Annotated in this window: 15 protein-coding genes; 11 read left to right on the top strand and 4 right to left on the bottom strand. The window is 69.3% G+C overall.

Annotated elements, in window-relative coordinates; genetic code table 11:
* The first annotated feature begins 52 nt into the window (after positions 1–52).
* From AB0C30_RS19565 to AB0C30_RS19590, 6 genes are read left to right on the top strand one after another with little or no spacing between them, the layout of a single operon-like run.
* The gene (locus AB0C30_RS19565) at positions 53–538 is read left to right on the top strand and encodes a DoxX family protein (RefSeq protein ID WP_357945522.1); all 486 of its coding nucleotides are present in this window, start codon (positions 53–55) and stop codon (positions 536–538) included.
* Positions 535–1,287 (top strand): thioredoxin domain-containing protein, encoded by a 753-nt coding sequence (locus tag AB0C30_RS19570; RefSeq protein WP_357945525.1) that lies wholly within the window; start codon positions 535–537, stop codon positions 1,285–1,287. Before AB0C30_RS19565 ends, AB0C30_RS19570 begins: the two co-directional genes overlap by 4 nt.
* 26 nt (positions 1,288–1,313) lie before the next feature.
* Positions 1,314–2,507: a prolipoprotein diacylglyceryl transferase gene (gene lgt, locus AB0C30_RS19575; protein WP_357945527.1), complete on the top strand. Its 1,194-nt coding sequence runs from the start codon at positions 1,314–1,316 to the stop codon at positions 2,505–2,507.
* Entirely contained in the window at positions 2,504–3,208 is a 705-nt protein-coding gene (locus AB0C30_RS19580) for a VIT1/CCC1 transporter family protein (RefSeq protein ID WP_357945529.1), read from the top strand. The genes lgt and AB0C30_RS19580 overlap by 4 nt, the downstream gene beginning before the upstream one ends.
* Positions 3,208–4,023: a hypothetical protein gene (locus AB0C30_RS19585; RefSeq protein WP_357945531.1), complete on the top strand. Its 816-nt coding sequence runs from the start codon at positions 3,208–3,210 to the stop codon at positions 4,021–4,023. The genes AB0C30_RS19580 and AB0C30_RS19585 overlap by 1 nt, the downstream gene beginning before the upstream one ends.
* Positions 4,020–4,616 carry a hypothetical protein gene (locus tag AB0C30_RS19590; protein WP_357945533.1) on the top strand — a complete coding sequence of 199 codons (597 nt, stop codon included), beginning with the start codon at positions 4,020–4,022 and terminating at the stop codon, positions 4,614–4,616. Before AB0C30_RS19585 ends, AB0C30_RS19590 begins: the two co-directional genes overlap by 4 nt.
* A 21-nt stretch (positions 4,617–4,637) precedes the next feature.
* Here AB0C30_RS19590 and AB0C30_RS19595 read toward each other — a convergent pair whose 3' ends face one another.
* On the bottom strand, positions 4,638–6,173 hold the full coding sequence (locus tag AB0C30_RS19595) for a bis-aminopropyl spermidine synthase family protein (protein ID WP_357945536.1): 1,536 nt from the start codon (positions 6,171–6,173) through the stop codon (positions 4,638–4,640).
* A 211-nt stretch (positions 6,174–6,384) separates the two neighbouring features.
* On the opposite strand from AB0C30_RS19595, the gene gltB reads away from it, so the two are divergent.
* From gltB to pyk, 5 genes are all read left to right on the top strand, one after another.
* Positions 6,385–10,893, top strand: coding sequence for a glutamate synthase large subunit (gene gltB / locus AB0C30_RS19600; RefSeq protein ID WP_357945538.1), 4,509 nt, complete (start codon positions 6,385–6,387; stop codon positions 10,891–10,893).
* Between the two features lie 14 nt (positions 10,894–10,907).
* Positions 10,908–12,386 (top strand): glutamate synthase subunit beta, encoded by a 1,479-nt coding sequence (locus tag AB0C30_RS19605; RefSeq protein ID WP_357945540.1) that lies wholly within the window; start codon positions 10,908–10,910, stop codon positions 12,384–12,386.
* Positions 12,387–12,779: 393 nt separating this feature from the next.
* Entirely contained in the window at positions 12,780–14,489 is a 1,710-nt protein-coding gene (locus AB0C30_RS19610; RefSeq protein WP_357945543.1) for a S8 family serine peptidase, read from the top strand.
* A gap of 64 nt (positions 14,490–14,553) precedes the next feature.
* Entirely contained in the window at positions 14,554–14,904 is a 351-nt protein-coding gene (locus AB0C30_RS19615) for a DUF2784 domain-containing protein (protein ID WP_357945545.1), read from the top strand.
* A 35-nt stretch (positions 14,905–14,939) separates the two neighbouring features.
* On the top strand, positions 14,940–16,367 hold the full coding sequence (pyk, locus tag AB0C30_RS19620) for a pyruvate kinase (RefSeq protein WP_357945547.1): 1,428 nt from the start codon (positions 14,940–14,942) through the stop codon (positions 16,365–16,367).
* A 307-nt stretch (positions 16,368–16,674) separates the two neighbouring features.
* Here the strand turns inward: pyk and AB0C30_RS19625 are convergent, their stop codons facing one another.
* From AB0C30_RS19625 to dapD, 3 genes are all read right to left on the bottom strand, one after another.
* Positions 16,675–17,778 carry a CU044_5270 family protein gene (locus AB0C30_RS19625; RefSeq protein ID WP_357945550.1) on the bottom strand — a complete coding sequence of 368 codons (1,104 nt, stop codon included), beginning with the start codon at positions 17,776–17,778 and terminating at the stop codon, positions 16,675–16,677.
* Complete coding sequence (locus tag AB0C30_RS19630) at positions 17,775–18,353, bottom strand: sigma-70 family RNA polymerase sigma factor (protein ID WP_357945553.1); 579 nt, start codon at positions 18,351–18,353, stop codon at positions 17,775–17,777. The genes AB0C30_RS19625 and AB0C30_RS19630 overlap by 4 nt, the downstream gene beginning before the upstream one ends.
* Positions 18,354–18,897: 544 nt before the next feature.
* Entirely contained in the window at positions 18,898–19,860 is a 963-nt protein-coding gene (dapD, locus tag AB0C30_RS19635) for a 2,3,4,5-tetrahydropyridine-2,6-dicarboxylate N-succinyltransferase (RefSeq protein WP_357945556.1), read from the bottom strand.
* Between the last annotated feature and the right edge of the window lie 75 nt (positions 19,861–19,935).

Raw genomic sequence — 19,935 nt, forward strand, 5'->3', positions numbered from 1 at the left:
AGCCGTGGTCGCGTCGAAACAGTCACTTAACGCTCGGACGGCGGTACTCTGGGTGACGACCGTTGCCCGGCTTGTCCTGGGCGGGGTGCTGATCGTGGCCGGGTGGCTGAAGATCGGCAATCCGTCCGACTCCGTCGTGGCGGTCAAGGCTTACGAGCTGCTGCCCGACTCGCTCGCCACGACCGTGGGCTACGGCCTGCCGATCCTGGAGATCGTGATCGGTGTGCTGCTGGTCGTCGGGCTGCTGACCAGGGTGGCCGGGGTGATCGGTGGGCTGCTCATGTTCGCCTTCGTCTTCGGCATCGCCTGGGCGTGGGCGCACGGCCTGCGGATCGACTGCGGCTGCTTCGGGGGAGGCGGACAGCTCGGGGCGGGGGAGCAGCCGGCCTACCTGCTCGACATTCTGCGCGACTTCGGTCTCGTGGTGCTCGGCGCCTGGATCGTGCGCTTCCCACCGGGACGTTTCGCGCTCGACTCGGCGCTCGGGTTGGCGGGCGGCGAGCGCGGACATGATGAACAAGAGGGGATCGACCAATGAGCAAGGGGGACCGTGCGAAGTCCGCGCGGGAGAAGATCAAGGCGCAGCAGGCCGCCGACCGCGTGCGGGAGCGGCGCAGAAAAGCCGTCACCTACGCGACCGTGAGCGCGGTCGCGGTGGCGGCGGTCGGGCTCGGCGTCTGGTACGCCGCCAGCACGTCGCAGGCGGAGCAGGCCGGCGGCCAGCTTCCGCCGACCACGGTGAACCCCGACGGCTCGGTCACCATGGCCCAGAGCGGCGTCACCAAGCCCGTCGTCGACATCTTCGAAGACTTCCAGTGTCCCGCCTGCAAGCAGATGGAGGAGGTGAGCGGCAGCACGTTCAGGAACCTCGCGGCCGAGGGCAAGGCCAAGGTCGTCTACCACCCCATCACGATCTTCAGTACCGATCCGACGAAATCCAACTCCCTGCGGGCCGGCGCCGCCGCCCGCTGCCTGTCCGACGGCAAGCAATGGATCGCCTTCCACGACCTGCTCTACAAGAACCAGCCCAGTGAGACGGTCGAGGGCTTCAAGACCGACCAGATGGTGGACTGGGCCAAGCAGGCCGGGGCCACGGGGGCGGGCATCGACACCTGCATCACCGGCCAGAAGAACGTGCAGGCCCAGCTCGACTACAGCGCCAAGGTCATGAAGGAGCAGAAGCTGAGCGGCACGCCGACCGTCAAGCTCAACGGTACGGCCCTGGACAACAAGGTCGTCTTCGCACCAAAGGATCTTCGCGATGCGGTCACGAAGGCGGCCAAGTAGTCCCGCTTCCGCTACCCTCACCTGACATGCCCCTTGCCTCGATTCCCAGCCCTTCTCAAGGGGTCTGGTATCTCGGATTCGTGCCGATCCGGGCCTATGCCCTGTGCATCGTGCTCGGCGTCATCTTCGCCGTCTGGCTGAGCGAGCGCCGCTGGCGCGCTCGCGGCGGCCAGGCGGGCACGATCATCGATATCTCCGTGCCCGCGGTGATCTTCGGCCTCATCGGCGGACGCCTCTACCACGTCATCACCGACTGGCAGACCTACTTCGGCGACCGCGCGATCAAGAAGCCCTACCAGGCCCTGTTCATCTGGGAAGGCGGGCTGGGCATCTGGGGCGCGGTCGCGCTCGGCGGCGTCGGCGTCTGGCTGGCCTGCCGGAGGCGCGGCCTGTCCCTCAGCGCGGTGGCCGACACGGTGGCGCCCGGCATCATCTTCGCGCAGGCGATCGGCCGCTGGGGCAACTGGTTCAACCAGGAGCTGTACGGCGGGCCGACGACGCTGCCGTGGGGGCTCGAGATCGACCAGTTGCACGGGGGCGAGCCGGGGGTGCTCTACCACCCGACGTTCCTGTACGAGTCGATCTGGGATGTCCTGCTGGGCTTCGTCCTGCTCTGGGCGGGCAAGCGGTTCGCGCTGCATCATGGGCGGCTGTTCGCCCTCTATGTCGCCGGCTACACACTGGGACGGTTCTGGATCGAGGGGCTGCGAATCGACCCCGTCGGTGGGGTGGACCACGCGGTGACACTCCTGGGACTTCGGCTGAACCAGTGGACGTCGATCGTGGTGTTCATCGGGGCGCTGGCCTACTTCTGGCTGACCCGCAACAAGGACAGCGAGGAGTTCATCCTCCCGGCCGAGGTGCGGGAGGCCGCTGCGAGCGGCCCGGATCCGGCCCACGGGGTCGACCAGGCCGACTCGGCGGGCGACACCGCTGCTGATTCAGACGCCGCTGCGGAGGCCGGGCAAGCGGACAAGGCGCCGGAAGACGCCCCGGATCCTGAGGTCGTACGTGCGGATGCTCCGGACCCCGCGGTGGTCGCTGAGGACGTCGCGCCGAAGGAGGAGTCCGTACGCGAGGAGTCCGTACCTGAGGAGTCCGCCAGCGAGGACGACGCCCGCGAGGACGACGCCCGCGAGGACGACGCCCGCGAGGGTGACGCGACCGCGAAGCAGGGGGAGACCCCCGAGGTCGTTCAGCAGGAGAAGAACTCCAGATGAGCGGGGGCGCGGAGCAGCACCACCAGCACCGTGACGTCACCGGCGGCTGGCTGCGGCCGTCGGTGTTCGGCGCGATGGACGGCCTGGTGTCCAACTTCGCGCTCATCGCCGGTGTCGCGGGCGGCACCGGTGACACCAAGGTCATCGCCCTGGCGGGCATCGCGGGCCTGGCGGCGGGTGCCTTCTCGATGGCCGGTGGCGAATACGTCTCGGTGGCCAGCCAGCGCGAGCTGGCCCTGGCCGAGATCGCCGTCGAGCGCCGCGAGCTCGAACGCCACCCCGAGGCCGAGCAGGAAGAGCTCGCCCAGGTATTCATCGCCAGAGGCGTGGCGCCGGACCTGGCCGCCGAGGTGGCCAGGCAGATCTCCGAGAACCCCGCCGAGGCCCTGGAGGTCCACGCCCAGAGCGAGCTCGGCGTCGACCTGCACGACCTGCCCTCGCCCAAGGTGGCCGCGGGCTCGTCGTTCCTGTCCTTCAGCGTGGGCGCGCTCCTGCCGCTCGTGCCGTACCTGATCGGCGTGACGAGCCTGTGGGTGTCGGCGGTCATCTCGTGCCTGGCGCTGTTCGGGGCGGGGGCGCTGGTCTCCACGGTGACCGCGCGTTCCTGGCTGTACTCCGGGCTGCGGCAGCTGATCGTCGGCGTGGTGGCGGCCGGGCTCACGTTCGGGCTGGGCAACCTGATCGGGGCGGGTGGGCTGTGATGGCCTCCAGAACGGCGACCCGCAAGCGCCGGCGCCCCGCCCGCTCCGACTGGCAGTTCCCCCTGCTCACCGACCTGGGGATGGATCCCAAGAAGCAGAAGCTCCTGGTGATCATCGTGTCGGCGGTGGGGGTGCTGGCCGCGGCGTTCGCCCTGGTCGCCTTCGTCAACTCGCTGGGCCAGTACACCCCCGAACAACGCCGCGGCGCCGCCATCGTGCAGGCCGACGCGGCGCTGCCGGAGACCTATCACAGCTGGGCCTCGCCCAAGCTGTTCGATCCGATCGCCGACCGGGCCAAGGACCGCACGCCGCTCACCGAGAAGGAGGTCTTCGGGCAGAAGACGCTCACCGGTGAGAAGAAACTCACTCTCAAGCTGGCCGGCAGCAAGCTCGACGCCGACTGCTCGGCCGCCGTCTGGGGCCCCGAACTCCTCGACGTGGTCGCCGGCGCCGAGTGCAGCCAGGCGGCCCGCGGTGTCTACACCACCCCGGACGGCCGCTACGTGGGCCAGTACACCCTGCTCAACCTGCGCGACGGCAAGGCCGCCAGTGAGCTGGTCGAATCGCTCAAGACGCTCTACCGGGGCGGCTGGACGAGCCCGGTCGGCTCCGGCAAGACCGCCTTCCCGCCGGGAGCTCACACCGAGGGAGGGGGCTACGCCTTGGGCCACTACGTCGGGCTGGTCTGGATCGGCCGGGCCGACGGCGCCGCCCCGACGCCCAAGGACGACTTCGTCTCGCTCTCGCTGACGCTCCGGGGGGCCGAGAAGGCCGTCTACCGCCGGGTCGTCTCGGTCACCGGGCCGACGTCATGATGCGCGCCCGCGTCATGATCCCGCTGGGCGTGGCCCTGGTGGCGGTGCTCGCCGTCGCGGGCTGGCTGTTGTTCCTGCGGCCCGAGGCCCGGCCGTCCACCTTCCGGGGCGAGCCGACCTCGGCGCTCTACTCCCTCATCGACTCCCGGCAGCGCGACGCGGCTCCGCTGACCGTGGACGAGGTGTTCACCCCCGACACGGCGACGCTCGGCGGATTGCGCCGCGTCTCGGCCGAGCAGCTCGCGGACTGCGACGACGCCCTCTGGGGCGCCTCGGCGGCGGGCTGCACGCAGGCGCTGCGGGCCACGTACACGGGCGACTCGGGAGCGGGGCAGTTCGTCATCTTCAACCTCACCGACGGGCGGGCCGCCGACGCGCTGGTGAAGGCGCTGTCCAAGGACGGGTTCGTCCGGCAGGCGGTCCCCTTCGACGCCGTACGCAGCCGCGCGCAGGCCAGGGCGCTCGGCCATTACGTCACCGTCGCGTGGGTGGGGCCGGTGCGGCCAGGGGAAACGGGGGACCTGGTGTCGCAGCTGGTCGCCCTCGACGGGCTCGGGCACATCATCCAGAAGCGCGTGGTCGACGCGACCTGACGCGCCCACCGTTCCGGCCGGTCAGGTGGTCTTGGACAGGGCCGTGACCGTGGCGGAGACCGTGGTGGGGAGGTCGGCGAGGCGGTGGAGGGGCGTCTCCAGCGGCGTGACGGCCTCGGCCCAGGGCGCCGCCTGCCGGATGAGGGCGCGGGCGTCGTTCTTGGTGAGGGTGGTGCCCTGTGAGCGGGCCACCGCGATGAGCCCCTCGCGCCAGGTGTTGGCCAGTTTGCCGTGCCCGTTGTCGAGGATCCGCCGCAGCACCCCGGCCTCGTCACCGATCGGCTGCGGGAGTCGTACGGCCTCCAGGACGCCGCCGTCGGACGTCAGCTCGTAGACGGACCCCAGGACATCCGGGAGAGGGGCCGGCGCGGACAGCAGGACCCGCACATGGGCGGCTCGCGTGGCCAGCAGGAGGCGCGGGAGCGCGGCCTCCAGGCCGGCGGGCAGCGCGATCGCCACCCGCTCCACGGCGGCGGCGTAGGGCTTGGCCAGCCACGTGGACAGCTTCACCCGGGGCTGCGGCAGCTCCTTCGGCCAGTCACCCACCAGCAGGTCGGCGTCGGCCGCCGAGGAGCTGTCGGCCGCCGAGGAGCCGGTGGACTCGATCGACTGGGGGCCCTGGGTGTAGATGGCGGTGGTCAGGCGGTCGAGGCGGGCGGTGACGGCGGGACGGGTCTTGGTGGTGGGACGCAGGACATAGAGGTCGGCGGCGGAGCCGATGGCTTCCGCCCCGAAATATCTGTTGAAATCTGGGTAAATAGCGTCATATGCGAGGTTGAGGGCGGAGAGGGAGTTCTGCACCTTCAGGGCGAGCATCGGAGTGCGCTCGCTCGCCCCGTACGCCAGCAGCACCCGCCCATCGTCCTTGAGCCCCTCGATCGCGCGCGCCACGAACAGCCCGACGCCCTCCGGTGTGTACGGCGGGTCGGTGACGGCCAGGTCGTGGTCGCGGGCCGACGGCGGCAGCGACAGCCGCAGATCGGCCCACCGGGTCCGTACGCCGAGATCCTGGGCGTCCAGATAGGCCAGGATGCGCTCGTCTATGTCGACCACGGTGACCTCGGCCTCGGGGTGGACCAGTTTGACGGCCAGCGAGGTGAGGTCGTGGTCGCCCACGAACAGCAGCTTCGCGCCCCGCAGCCAGAAGCGGGCGCCGAGCAGCAGCGCCCTGCGCAGCACGGTGTCGGGGGTGGCGGCCACGTGGTCCAGCGCGTGGCGGGAGCGCGGCGCCTCGTCGATGAGGCGGCGCAGCCGGTCGAGCACGTGCGTGTAGTGGGGGAGCAGATAGGCGACCGGGTCGGCCGGGGGCGGGGCCACGGCCAGCAGGTCCTGGAAATCCGGCGAATGCGTGAGCGGCACCCGGAACCTGTCGCCGGAGTGCTCCAGCGGGACCTCGCGCAGCAGTGCCTCGATCGTCCGCCGGGCCGTTGCCGACTCCCTGACCAGGTCGGACAGGGTCCACCACTGGCCGTCGCAGAGGAGGGTCAGGGCGTGCCTGAGCCGTCTGCCGTCGACTCCGGCCTCGTCGAGCAGGCGTTCCACCCCGTCACGGTCCATGGTCCAACCCTATCGAGGGAATTCCGGGCCTCCAGTCCGGTGTTTGGGACATAGCAGCTCGTATGTCGGGATTGTCGCCAATGTTCGCGATGTGGACCAGGCGGGAACTATTCCGGCAGGGTGTTGTAACCTCTACGCACACGCAGCAGGGCCAACGTCGTCCCCGCCTGTAGAGCAGTTCTTGACAGACGATGACGACGGGAGGGATTCAATGCCTGCTGCCCACCTCGGGTTCCCCGAGCCCCAGGGCCTCTACCACCCCGCCAACGAGCATGATGCCTGCGGAGTCGCCATGGTGGCCGACGTCGCCGGGCGCCGCGGGCACGGGATCGTGGTGAAGGCGCTGACGGCGCTGTGCAATCTCGATCACCGGGGGGCCAAGGGTAGCGAGCCTGACACAGGCGACGGAGCCGGGATCCTCACCCAGATCCCGGACACTTTCTTCCGTACGAACGTGAGTTTCGCGCTGCCCGAGCCCGGCCACTACGCCGTCGGCATGGCCTTCCTGCCGTTCGACGGTGAGGCGCGCGACATCGCCTTCCGCATGATCGAGGAGATCGCCGCCGAGGAAGGCCTGAACGTCCTGGGCTGGCGCGAGGTGCCGGTCGACCGGGCGCTGCCCGGACCGAGCGCCAGAGCCGTCATGCCGCACTTCACGCAGCTGTTCGTGGCGAGCCCCAACGGAGAGTCGGGGCTGGCGCTGGACCGGCTGGCGTTCTGCCTGCGCAAGCGGGCCGAGCACGAGGTGGACGTCTACTTCCCCTCGCTGAGCGCCCGTACGATCGTGTACAAGGGCATGCTCACCCCCGACCAGGTCGAGCCGTTCTTCCCCGACCTGTCGGACGAGCGCTACGAGACCGCGATCGCGCTGGTGCACTCGCGCTTCTCCACCAACACCTTCCCGAGCTGGCCGCTGGCCCACCCCTACCGTTACATCGCCCACAACGGCGAGATCAACACGGTCAAGGGCAACCGCAACTGGATGCGGGCCCGCGAGGCGATGCTCGAATCCGCCCAGATACCGGGCGACATGTCGCGACTTTTCCCGATCTGCGATCCAGACGGCAGCGACACCGCATCCTTCGACGAGGCTCTGGAGCTGCTCCACATCGGCGGCCGGAGCCTGCCCCACGCCGTCCTGATGATGATCCCCGAGGCGTGGGAGAACCACACCGAGATGGACCCCGCGCGGCGGGCCTTCTACGAGTTCCACTCCTCGATGATGGAGGCGTGGGACGGCCCCGCGTCGATCACCTTCACCGACGGCACGCTGGCCGGAGCCGTGCTCGACCGCAACGGCCTGCGCCCGGGCCGATTCTGGGTGACCGCCGACGGGCTGGTCGTGCTGGCATCCGAGGCGGGCGTGCTCGACTTCAAGCCCGAAGACGTGGTGCGCAAGGGCCGCCTGCAGCCCGGCCGGATGTTCCTCATCGACACCGCCCGTGGCAAGATCATCGAGGACGACGAGATCAAGGCCGAGCTCGCGGCCGCGCTGCCGTACGAGGACTGGCTGCACGCCGGCCTGGTCCGCTTCGAGGAGCTGCCGGCCCGGCAGCGGGAGATCCCCACGCACGAGGCGCTCGTCAAGCGGCAGCAGACCTTCGGTTACACCGGGGAAGAGCTGCGGATCATCCTGTCGCCGATGGCCAGGACCGGCGCCGAGCCGATCGGCTCCATGGGCACCGACACGCCTGTCGCGGTGCTCAGCGAGAAGCCCAGGCTGCTGTTCGACTACTTCACCCAGCTGTTCGCGCAGGTCACGAACCCGCCGCTGGACGCCATCCGCGAGGAGCTGGTGACCTCGCTGGCCAGCGTGCTCGGGCCGGAGGGCAACCTGCTCGACCCCGGGCCCTCCTCCTGCCGTCAGCTGGTCCTGCCGTACCCGGTGATCGACAACGATGAGATCGCCAAGATCATCCATATCAACGACGAGCACGACCTGCCAGGCTTCCACCCGCACGTGATCTCCGGCCTCTATGAGGTGTCGGGCGGTGGCGCGGCGCTGCTGCACCGCCTGGAGGAGATCCGCGCCGAGGCGTCGCAGGCGATCGCCAACGGCGCGCGCATCATCGTGCTGTCGGACCGCGGCTCGTCCGACACGCTGGCGCCGATCCCGGCGCTGCTGCTGACCGGGGCGGTCCACCACCACCTGATCCAGGAGAAGACCCGCACCAAGATCGGTCTCGTCGTCGAGACCGGTGAGGCGCGGGAGTGCCACCACATGGCGCTGCTCATCGGCTACGGCGCGGGCGCGGTCAACCCGTACCTGGCCATCGAGACCGTCGAGGACCTGGTCGACACCGGTGCGCTCCAGATCGACAAGCACAAGGCCGTACGGAACCTGATCAAGGCCTACGGCAAGGGCGTCATCAAGGTGATGTCGAAGATGGGCGTCTCCACCGTGGCCTCCTACACCGGCGCGCAGATCTTCGAGGCGCTCGGCCTGAGCCAGGAGGTCATCGACGCCTGCTTCACCGGCACCACCTCGCGGCTCGGCGGCGTCGGCTTCGACGTGCTGGCCGAAGAGGCCGCCCGCAGGCACGCGCACGCCTACCCGAGGGTGGCGAACGCGCACCGCGGGCTCCAGATCGGCGGCGAGTACCAGTGGCGGCGCGAGGGCGAGCCGCACCTGTTCAACCCCGAGACGGTCTTCAAGCTGCAGCATGCCACCCGCACGCGCCGCTACGAGATCTTCAAGGAGTACACCGGCATGGTGGACTCCCAGGCCGAGCGGCTCATGACGCTGCGCGGGCTGTTCAAGCTGAAGGCGGGCCGGACCCCGATCCCGATCGACGAGGTCGAGCCGGTCTCCGAGATCGTCAAGCGGTTCTCCACCGGCGCCATGTCGTACGGCTCGATCTCGATGGAGGCGCACGAGACGCTCGCCATCGCGATGAACCAGCTGGGCGGCAAGTCCAACACCGGCGAGGGCGGCGAGGACCCGGAGCGCCTGTACGACGCGACGCGGCGCAGCGCCATCAAGCAGGTGGCGTCGGGCCGGTTCGGCGTGACGAGCGAATACCTGGTCAACGCGGCGGACCTGCAGATCAAGATGGCCCAGGGCGCCAAGCCCGGTGAGGGCGGCCAGCTGCCCGGCCACAAGGTCTACCCGTGGATCGCCAAGACCCGGCACTCCACGCCCGGCGTCGGCCTCATCTCGCCGCCGCCGCACCACGACATCTACTCGATCGAGGACCTCGCCCAGCTCATCCACGACCTGAAGAACTCCAACCCCGAGTCGCGCGTGCACGTCAAGCTCGTGGCCGAGGTCGGGGTCGGCACGGTCGCGGCGGGCGTGTCCAAGGCGCACGCCGACGTGGTGCTCATCTCCGGGCACGACGGCGGCACCGGCGCCTCGCCGCTCACCTCGCTCAAGCACGCGGGCGCGCCGTGGGAGCTCGGCCTGGCCGAGACGCAGCAGACACTGCTGCTCAACGGGCTGCGCGACCGCATCGTGGTGCAGGTGGACGGCCAGCTCAAGACCGGCCGCGACGTGGTCATCGCCGCGCTGCTCGGCGCGGAGGAGTACGGCTTCGCCACCGCTCCGCTGGTCGTGTCCGGCTGCGTGATGATGCGGGTCTGCCACCTCGACACCTGCCCGGTGGGCGTGGCCACGCAGAACCCCGAGCTGCGCAAGCGCTTCACCGGCAAGCCCGAGTTCGTGGTGAACTTCTTCGAGTTCATCGCCGAGGAGATCCGCGAATACCTCGCCGAGCTGGGCTTCCGCTCGCTCGACGAGGCGATCGGGCACGTCGAGCTGCTCGACATGACGGCCGCCGAGGACCACTGGAAGGCCAACGGCCTCGACCTGTCGCCGATCCTGCACCAGCCGGAGTTGCCCGCGGGGACCCCGCTGCGCCGCACGGTCGAGCAGGACCACGGGCTGCAGCACGCGCTCGACAACACGCTGATCCAGCTGGCCGAGGGCGCCCTGAACAACGGCACCCCGGTCACGCTGGAGCTGCCGATCCGCAACGTGAACAGGACCGTCGGCACCATGCTCGGCTACCAGGTCACCAAGCGTTACGGTGGCGCCGGCCTGCCGGAGAACACGATCGACATCGGTTTCACCGGCTCGGCGGGCAACTCGTTCGGCGCGTTCCTGCCGCGCGGCATCACGCTGCGGCTGACCGGTGACGCCAACGACTACCTGGGCAAGGGCCTGTCGGGCGGGCGCATCACCCTGCGGCCGCACGAGGAGGCCCCGCTCGACGGTCACATCATCTCCGGCAACGTCGCCCTCTACGGCGCCACGTCCGGGGAGGCGTTCATCCGCGGCGTCGTCGGCGAGCGCTTCTGCGTCCGCAACTCCGGCGCCACCGCGGTCGTCGAAGGCGTCGGCGACCACGGCTGCGAGTACATGACCGGCGGCAAGGCGGTCGTCCTCGGCCCGACCGGGCGCAACTTCGCGGCCGGCATGTCCGGCGGCGTCGCCTACCTGCTCGACCTCAACCTCGGGCGGGTCAACCGCGAGATGGTCGCCATCGAGGAGCTCACCGAGGAGGACGGCGAGTTCCTGCGCGAGACGGTCGAGAAGCACTTCGCGGAGACCGGCTCCCCGGTCGCCAAGGAACTGCTGGCCGACTGGCACGCGGCGCTCGCCCGGTTCGGCAAGATCATGCCGACCGACTACAAGCGGGTCATGGAGGCGGCCGAGGCGGCTCGCATCGAAGGCAGGGACATCGACGAGGCGGTCATGGCCGCCGCGGTCAAGGGTTAAGGGAGGCGTAACCGATGGCTGACCCCAAGGGTTTTCTCACGCACGACCGGGAGCTGCCCGCGCGCCGCCCCATCGACGTCCGCATCGGCGACTGGCGGGAGGTCTATCAGGACTTCTCCCAGGACAAGCTGATCAAGCAGGCATCACGTTGCATGGACTGCGGCATCCCGTTCTGCCACAACGGCTGCCCGCTCGGGAACCTCATCCCCGAGTGGAACGACCTGGTCCACCGCACCGACTGGCGGGAGGCGATCGAGCGGCTGCACGCCACGAACAACTTCCCGGAGTTCACCGGCAGGCTCTGCCCGGCTCCGTGCGAGGCGGCGTGCGTGCTCGGCATCAACTCCGACCCGGTGGCGATCAAGCGGGTCGAGGTCGAGATCATCGACCGCGCGTTCGCCGAGGGCTGGGTGACCCCGCAGCCCCCGCCGGTGAAGACGGGCAAGAAGGTCGCGGTCGTCGGCTCGGGTCCCGCCGGGCTGGCCGCAGCCCAGCAGCTCACCCGGGCGGGCCACGACGTGGTGGTGTTCGAGCGCGCGGACCGTATCGGCGGCCTGCTGCGGTACGGCATCCCCGAGTTCAAGATGGAGAAGCGCCACATCGAGCGGCGTCTGGACCAGATGCGGGCCGAGGGCACCGAGTTCCGCACCGGCGTGAACGTCGGCGTCGACGTCACGGCGGCCCAGCTGCGCGCGGAGTTCGACGCGGTGGTGCTGGCGGGCGGTGCCACCCTGTGGCGCGACCTGCCGGTGACCGGGCGCGAGCTCGGTGGCGTCCACCAGGCGATGGAATACCTGCCCCTGTCGAACAAGGTGCAGGAGGGCGACCTCAGCGAGCCCCCCATCTCGGCCAAGGACAAGCACGTCGTGGTCATCGGCGGCGGCGACACCGGAGCCGACTGCATCGGCACGGCGATCAGGCAGGGGGCCAAGTCGGTCACCCAGCTGGAGATCATGCCGCAGCCACCCGCCGCGCGGCCCGGCAGCCAGCCGTGGCCGACGTTCCCCATCCTGTTCAAGATGGAGAGCGCGCACGAGGAGCTCGCGGAGGGCGGGGGCGCGCGGGTGTACGCGGTCTCGACGACGGAGTTCGTCGGCGACGACGCCGGAAACATCCGCGCGTTGCGGCTGGTCGAGGTCGAGGGCCCGCAGAACGGCTTCAAGCCGATCCCCGGCACCGAGCGGGAGATCCCGGCCGAGCTGGTCACGCTCTCGATGGGCTTCCTCGGCCCGGAGAAGGGTGCCCTGCTCCAGGACCTCGCTGACGTCGGTGGGGACGGGTTCTACGACGCGCGTGGGAACGTCTCCCGCGACAAGTCGTACATGTCCAAGGTGGACGGGGTCTTCGTGGCGGGCGACATGGGTCGCGGGCAGTCGCTCATCGTCTGGGCGATCGCCGAGGGCCGCGCGGCCGCCTCGGGCGTGGACCGGTTCCTGTCCGGCGACACCTCGCTGCCGTACCCGATCCTGCCCACCGCTCGTCCGCTGGTTTGATGCCCGTGACGTGTCTGCTGGTCCGACGGCCGCGATCTGGTTTGACGCGCTGACCGTCTGCTCGTCTGACGGTCCACTCGTCTGACGGCCTTGCTGTTTCGAGGCGCCCGCCCGGTCCCCCCGGGCGGGCGCTTTGTTTTTCTTTACGGCCGGCAGTGGCCAGCCCCACCCTCTGCACGGGGCTGGGCTCCATCCAGGGGAACGCTCCTCCGGTTCCCGGGCTGGCCGCCGTGACGTGCGTACTCTTGACCAGGGCCGCCCTTTTGCATGACCAGGGCTGGACAACCTGATCCCGTTTTGCCCTCTAAAGTCCGAAATTTTACGACAAAGTTGCATCGCGGGACTGGGGTCGGGAAGATGCAGTTTCTGTGTGACGCCGTGGATGGGGGAAGTATGAGGCGATTCGCCGCCGGCCTGATGGCCTTGGCTGTGGCCGGTTCGCTGGCGGCCTGCGCGACCCCTGCGGCGCCCAAAGCGGGGCCGGACCAGGAGTACCTCGTCTTCTATGCCGACGGCCGGGCGGGAGCGGCGCTCTCCGCCGTCGAGCGCGCCGGTGGCCGCCTCGTCAGCACCGACACCAAGCTCGGCTACGTCGTGGCCAAGGGCGGCGGCGACGCGTTCGTCGACGCCCTCGGCGCGGACCAGGCCGTCGTCGGCGTCACGACCGACCGCGAGATCGGCTTCGCGCCAGGGCTCACCCCTCGCGCCCAAGGCTCGACGGCCGCGCTCGCGTCCGGTGCCCTGAGCACGACGGCTGGGGGCACGCTCGCATCCGGTGCTCGGGGTGCGCTGGAGCCGCGGGCGTTCCCCGACGCGTCGGCCCTCACGACCAGGGCGGGCGAGCCCCTCGCGCCCCGTCAGTGGGACATGAGGATGATCGGCGCCGACCGCGCCAACAAGAAGGTGCCCGGCAGCAAGAAGGTGCTCGTCGGCGTCATCGACACCGGCATCGACGGCAAGCACCCCGACATCGCCCCGAACTTCAACCGCGCCCTCAGCCGCAACTTCGTCACCGACAAGCCGAACGACGAGAACGGCGACACGCTCGACGGCCCCTGCGAGGTGTCGAGCTGCAAGGACCCGGTCGACCAGGACGACGAGGGCCACGGCACCCACGTGGCCAGCACGATCGGCTCGCCGCTGAACCACATCGGCATCGCGGGCGTGGCGCCGGGCGTGCAGCTCGTCAACATCAGGGCGGGGCAGGACTCCGGGTTCTTCTTCCTCAAGCCCAGCCTCGACGCGCTCACCTACGCCGCCGACATCGGCGTGGACGTGGTGAACATGAGCTACTACGTCGACCCGTGGCTGTTCAACTGCGCCCACAACAAGGCCGACAGCAAGAAGCAGCAGCTGCAGCAGCGCGCGATCATCACCGGCATGCAGCGGGCACTCGACTACGCGCGTAAGAAGGGCGTCACGCTCATCTCCGCGCTCGGCAACGGCTCCACCGACCTCGGCAGGCCCAAGGTCGACACGTCCAGTCCCGGCTACCCGCGCGGCAGCGAGAAGACCCGCAAGGTCGACAACTCCTGCATCAACGTGCCGGCCGAGTCCAAGGGCGTCATCTCGGTCGCCGCGGTGGGCCCCTCCGGCCGCAAGGCCAGCTACAGCGACTACGGGATCGAGCAGGCAGACCTGTCCGCGCCCGGCGGCGACGTGACGGAGGGCAAGGGCGCCTCGACCACCAGGTCGATCCTGGCGGCCGCCCCCGAGGCTGTGCTGCGTCGTACCGGCCTGCTGGACAAGTCGGGCAAGCCGAAGACCTCCGCGGTCGTCCGTGACTGCAGCAGCAGCCCTTGCTCCTACTACCAGTATCTGGACGGCACCTCGATGGCGGCCCCGCACGCGACCGGCGTCGCCGCGATCCTGATCAGCCGCTTCGGCAAGCCCGGCAAGGGTGGTCTGGCGCTCTCTCCAGCCACCGTTGAGAAGCTCCTGTACAAGACCGCCGATCGCAAGGCGTGCCCGTCGCCGCGTACGTACACCTACGAGAGCGCCGGCGAGAGCGACAAGCAGACCTGCGAGGGCGGCAAATCCAAGAACGGCTTCTACGGCCGCGGCATCGTCGACGCCTGGAAGGCCGCGACCGTCGCACGATGATCTCCCCGGAAGGCCGCAACCGCCACGCCACCATGATGTCCTGGAATGGCGCTACCGTCAGAGCATGATGTATCGCCTCATCGCGGACACCGCGATGGTGGTGCACTTCGCCTTCCTGGCCTACATGGCCGTGGGCGGGTATGTCGCATGGCGCTGGCGGCGCACGATCTGGGTCCATCTCGCGGTCACGACTTGGGGCCTGATCTCGCTGGCCACCGGCGTCGAATGCCCGCTCACGGTGGTGGAGGATTGGGGGCGCCGCAACGCCGGACTCCAGGGCCTCCCGCCCACCGGCTTCATCGACCACTACATCGAAGGCGTGATCTACCCCGAGGAATACGCGAACTTGGCCCGTCTGGGGGTCGCCATTCTCGTGTTGTTCTCCTACGCCGGGTACGTTCTGCGTCGTCAATGACAGCCAAGTGGTCTGTACCAATTAAGGTAGGACTCGTGACTCGTCGCGCGAAAATAGTCTGCACTCTAGGTCCCGCCACGTCCTCTCCTGAACGCCTGCGCGAGCTGATCGCCGCCGGCATGGACGTGGCCCGGTTCAACCTCAGTCATGGCGACCATGACATGCACCGTGAGGTCTACGACCGGGTCAGAGAGGTGGCGGCCGACCTCGGCCGCGGTGTAGGCGTGCTCGCCGACCTGCAGGGCCCCAAGATCCGTGTCGGCAGGTTCGAGGAAGGCCCGGTCCGGCTCGGCTTCGGCGACGTCTTCACGATCACCACCGAAGACGTGCCGGGAGACCGCGAGCAGGTCTCCACGACCTACAAGGGCCTGCCGGGCGACGTACGCCCCGGTGACACCATCCTGGTCGACGACGGCCGCCTCGTCCTGGAGGCCACCAGCGTCGATGGCGACCGCGTCATCACGCGCGTCGTCATCGGCGGCATGATCTCCGACAACAAGGGCCTCAACCTGCCGGGCATCAACGTCAGCGCGCCCGCGCTCACCGACAAGGACGAGGCCGACCTGCGCTGGGCGCTGCGCACCGGCTTCGACATGATCGCCCTGTCCTTCGTCCGCCGCCCGTCCGACGCCGACGTGGTGCGCAACATCATGGAGCAGGAGGCCGTCCGCCTCCCGCTGCTCGCCAAGATCGAGAAGCCGCAGGCGGTCGACCGCCTGCCCGAGATCGTCGAGGCGTTCGACGGCATCATGGTCGCCCGTGGTGACCTCGGTGTCGAGCTGCCCCTGGAGCAGGTGCCGATCGTCCAGCGGCGCATCATCGAGCTCTGCCGTGAAAAGGCCCGCCCGGTCATCGTCGCCACCCAGATGCTCGACTCGATGATGAGCGCGCCCCGCCCCACCCGCGCCGAGGCGTCCGACGTCGCCTACGCGGTCATGGACGGCGCCGACGCGGTCATGCTCTCGGGCGAGACCTCGGTGGGCAACTATCCCATCGAGTCGGTCTCCACCATGGACCGCATCGCGCGGGCGGCGGAGGAGCACTCGCTGCACGCCACCCACTCCCTGGAGCGCCTGCCGGAGACGACGGGCGGCGCCATCGCCCGCGCCGCCGCCGAGGTCGGCGCGATCGTCGGCGCGAAGGCGCTGATCGCGTTCACGATGTCGGGGGAGACGGCCCGCCGCCTGGCCCGCTACCGCTCGCCGATCCCGCTGCTGGCCTTCACCTCGGCCCCGCACGTGCGGGGGCAGCTGTCGCTGACGTGGGGCGTGGAGACGTTCCATGTGCCGTTCGTCCACCACACGGACGACATGGTGCGTCAGGTGGAGGCGTCACTGCTGACGCTGGGCCGCCTGGAGAAGGGCGACAAGGTGGTCATCGTGGCCGGCTCCCCTCCCGGCACGCCGGGCTCCACCAACGCCCTCCGCGTCCACACCATCGGCTCGGCGGTCTCCCACAGCTAAGTTCCGGCAAAACCTTTCAGATCTATTTTTTACGGCAAGCACGGGAGGACCCACCCTGGATGGTCGGCTGACGGCCCTCCAGGGGAACGCTCCTCCGCTTCCCCGGCTCGCCGCCGTAACGTGCGCATTCTTGGTCGTCTCCGTGGGCAGTGCGGTGCCGGTGGATGGTGGGTCACGGCTGGCGGGTGGGGCACGGTTGGTGGGTGGGGACGGGCAGGCCGAGTGTGGGCGCGCCACGCCACACGAAAGCCATGGCCGACCGGACGGCGCGCACATCACGGCACTCAGCCGGTCGCCGGCTTCATCCTCATCGACCGTTGAACAGGATCGTGCTGGGAAGTGCTGGTCTTGCTTCTGTCCAGCCGGACGCGGTCAGTGCGGTCCATGAGGTCAGTGCCCCCGCTCCGTCGGTGGATCGTTCTTGCGCGGCCAGCAGCCGACCGGAGGTTTCGTCGATGATGATCTGTCGTCCGCTGCCTGACAGCTCGATCCCCGTCCCGGCGCGTCCGATCGGGTCGGTGGTCGCCCCGATGTTCTTCACCCTCGAAAGGCCCGCCAGCAGGCGGTAGAGCGCGGCCCGTTGGGCGGGAGCGGTCGGAAGCTGGGAGAGCAGGCTGGTGGTCTGCGCGTACAGGGACTCCTCGTCGGCTGGATAGCCACCTCTCCGAGCCCACTCCTGAAGCACTTTCCTGAGCTTCATCACATCGGTGGGTAGGTTCATGACCTCCTTGGTGGTGACGTGTGTGGCTCCCGCCTGGGGATAGGAAACTTCAGGAGCGCGCTTGTCGTCGAGTCGCATGGCGAACGGCGGTGCGGGCAGTGTGCCGCCCACACTCGGAACGCCGACCCCTTCGCAACCGCCGATTCTGTACGCGCCCTGCTGGCGCCAGGTCTCCTCGTCAGTCTTGGTGAGCGGCTTGCCCGATTGGGCGGTGACCACGAGCCAGCTGGGATCCCGATCTGACTTCGCTATCCAGACCTCATGGGTGCACGTGACTTGGTAACGGACCAGTTTGCGTTCCATGCCGACAGGCGCTTCGCCTCCTTCCCCAACGGCCATGCTCTGGCCGGTTGTGTGCCAGTATCGGCCGGTTGCCGGGTTCTCGGCCTCGACCCGTTCCGCAGCGGCCAGCAGCACGGTACGGGCGGGCTCTGGGGAAGGCACGGCGCGCTCGACATTCGCGCTTCGCACAAGGAGGACGGCTGCGACCGCGAAGGCCGTCGCGACGGCGGTGAGTCGAAGGGCGGTCAAGAGGTGCCGTCTCGGGTGCGGCGGCCTGCGATTGGGCTCTCCCGGTGTCTCGGCGGCCGCCTTGATCAGGATGTCATCGGTGGAGATGCGCGATCCGCGGTCCAGCGAAGCAGGGCGCGCCATGGTGAGGAGATACATCGCGTCGGGCTTGCGGCTCATCGGAGTTCTCCCCCTGGAACGATCACCGGCTTTTGGTTGGTGATGGTGTCTGTGGCGTCGATCGCCGATTGCAGTCGCCGGCGCGCTCGATGTAATCGGACGAAGAAGGCCGCCTTGGTACAGCCCAGCACCTCGGCCGCTTCGCTGGTTGTCAGCCCATGCCAGGTGGTCAGGGTCAGGATCTCTTTGTCGTCGTCGGACAGGGTGGCCAGCGCGCGGAGCACGGCAAGCCGCTCGGTGGCGTGTTCGCCCACGTCGGCGACGGCCTCTTTGATCCACGTTCTCAGCTCGGCCTCCAGAGATTCCCTTCGAGCGGCCTGCCGGAAGTTGTCGCGCAGGATGTTGCGGGCGACGCGGAAGAGCCATTGCAGCTGTGCTTGATCCGGGATGTCGTCGAGACGCCGCCAGGCGACCAGGAAGGTCTCGCTGACCACTTCCTCGGCGAGCTGGTGTCCGGCTCGGCTGGCCGCATAGCCGTACACCCGCGCTTGGTAGGTGTTGTAGAGCACGGTGAAGCGCTCGTGTGGGTTGGGCAAGCCGGTTCCTTCGGTCGGGAGCACGTCGTTCAGAAGCATGTGGTCCGATGGAAGGGTTTCTTACATCCCGATTGCACGACTCCTGCCGACCCACGGCTGGATGGCGGAGGGTGGTGGGGTGACGAAGCGCTCCATTTATGGTCAGGCCGTACATGTCACAGACGTGGCGAAGGTCGCCCCGCGCCGGCACAAGTCCTCGTTCAAGATGCGGGCTGCCCGCGACGCGTGGGGAGCAGCTGTGCGCGCGGCAGGCGCGGAAGCCGAGCCGGCCGAGCCAGCCGGGCATGTCGATGGCGGGAGCAGTCGGGAAGGGCGTGTGGTCGGTGAGCTCGACGAGGGCGGCTCGGGCGTCGTCGCGGAGGCCCATCGTGGGTGCCCTTCACGGCAACCCCTCACGGAGGCCCTTCACGGAAATCCCTCGCGGAGCTCCCTGCGGAAACCTCTCGTGGAGGCCCCTCGCGGAAACCTCTCGCGGGGGCCCCTTGTGGAATCACGAGGCCAGGTGCCGGCCACGTGTGGCGGTTGTGGTGCCCCACCGGGCTGGCCGGCCGTAACAGATCTTGAGCTTGTGGATCTCGCAGAGTCAGTTGGCGTGGAGCGAGGCGTTGAGCTCGACGGGACCGCCGGCGCGAGGGGCGGCTTCCACGGCGCCGGTTTGGGAGTTGCGGCGGAACAGGAGGCCGTTCGTGCCGGACAGTGACTTGGCCTTGACGACGCGGCCGTCCGGGAGGGCGACCTTGGTGCCGGCCGTGACGTAGAGGCCCGCCTCCACCACGCAGTCGTCGCCCAGCGAGATGCCGATGCCCGCGTTCGCGCCCAGCAGGCAGCGTTCGCCGATGGAGATGACCTCCTTGCCGCCGCCCGAGAGCGTACCCATGATCGAGGAGCCGCCGCCCACGTCGGAGCCGTCGCCGACGATCACGCCCGCCGAGATGCGGCCCTCGACCATCGAGGCGCCCAGCGTGCCCGCGTTGAAGTTCACGAAGCCCTCGTGCATCACCGTGGTGCCGGTGGCCAGGTGCGCGCCGAGGCGTACTCGGTCGGCGTCGGCGATCCGGACACCCGCCGGCAGCACGTAGTCGACCATCCGCGGGAACTTGTCCACCCCATACACCGACACCGCTCCCCGGGCCCGCAACCGCAGCCGGGTCTGCTCGAACCCCTCCACCGGACACGGCCCGAAGTTGGTCCACACGACGTTCGCCAGCAAGGAGAACAGGTTGTCGAGACTCAGCCCATGCGGCTGGACCAGGCGGCTGGAGAGCAGGTGGAGCCTGAGGTAGGCGTCGTGGGTGTCCGCCGGCGGCTCGGAGAGCTTGGCGATGCCGGTGCGCACGGCCACCACCTCGACGCCCCTGGCCGGGTCGGGACCCACCAGCGAGGCCAGCTCGCCGGCCTCCTCGGCGGAGAGCCGCTCGGTGCCCGTAACGGGCGGGTCGCCCAGCTGAGGAGCGGGGAACCAGGTGTCAAGTACGGTGCCGTCAGCGGCGATGGTTGCGAGCCCGATGGCGTACGCGCCGGTCACGGTGGGATCGATAGCTGTCACTGGCACAAACTATCGTCATCCGGTCCGACCCCAGAGCCCGGAGTCGTCCGTGTCATCACCTCGCGGTCCACCGGA

Source organism: Nonomuraea sp. NPDC048901 (assembly GCF_040649695.1).
In the GTDB taxonomy this organism is placed as follows: Bacteria; Actinomycetota; Actinomycetes; order Streptosporangiales; family Streptosporangiaceae; genus Nonomuraea.

Excerpts from the sequence above, each read along its gene's own strand:
- AB0C30_RS19605 (WP_357945540.1), top strand. The coding sequence starts at position 10,908 with ATGGCTGACCCCAAGGGTTTTCTCACGCACGACCGGGAGCTGCCCGCG.
- AB0C30_RS19595 (WP_357945536.1), bottom strand. The coding sequence starts at position 6,173 with ATGGACCGTGACGGGGTGGAACGCCTGCTCGACGAGGCCGGAGTCGAC.
- lgt (WP_357945527.1), top strand. The coding sequence starts at position 1,314 with ATGCCCCTTGCCTCGATTCCCAGCCCTTCTCAAGGGGTCTGGTATCTC.
- AB0C30_RS19630 (WP_357945553.1), bottom strand. The coding sequence starts at position 18,353 with ATGCTTCTGAACGACGTGCTCCCGACCGAAGGAACCGGCTTGCCCAAC.
- gltB (WP_357945538.1), top strand. The coding sequence starts at position 6,385 with ATGCCTGCTGCCCACCTCGGGTTCCCCGAGCCCCAGGGCCTCTACCAC.
- AB0C30_RS19610 (WP_357945543.1), top strand. The coding sequence starts at position 12,780 with ATGAGGCGATTCGCCGCCGGCCTGATGGCCTTGGCTGTGGCCGGTTCG.
- AB0C30_RS19625 (WP_357945550.1), bottom strand. The coding sequence starts at position 17,778 with ATGAGCCGCAAGCCCGACGCGATGTATCTCCTCACCATGGCGCGCCCT.
- AB0C30_RS19590 (WP_357945533.1), top strand. The coding sequence starts at position 4,020 with ATGATGCGCGCCCGCGTCATGATCCCGCTGGGCGTGGCCCTGGTGGCG.
- AB0C30_RS19570 (WP_357945525.1), top strand. The coding sequence starts at position 535 with ATGAGCAAGGGGGACCGTGCGAAGTCCGCGCGGGAGAAGATCAAGGCG.
- AB0C30_RS19615 (WP_357945545.1), top strand. The coding sequence starts at position 14,554 with ATGATGTATCGCCTCATCGCGGACACCGCGATGGTGGTGCACTTCGCC.
- AB0C30_RS19580 (WP_357945529.1), top strand. The coding sequence starts at position 2,504 with ATGAGCGGGGGCGCGGAGCAGCACCACCAGCACCGTGACGTCACCGGC.
- AB0C30_RS19585 (WP_357945531.1), top strand. The coding sequence starts at position 3,208 with ATGGCCTCCAGAACGGCGACCCGCAAGCGCCGGCGCCCCGCCCGCTCC.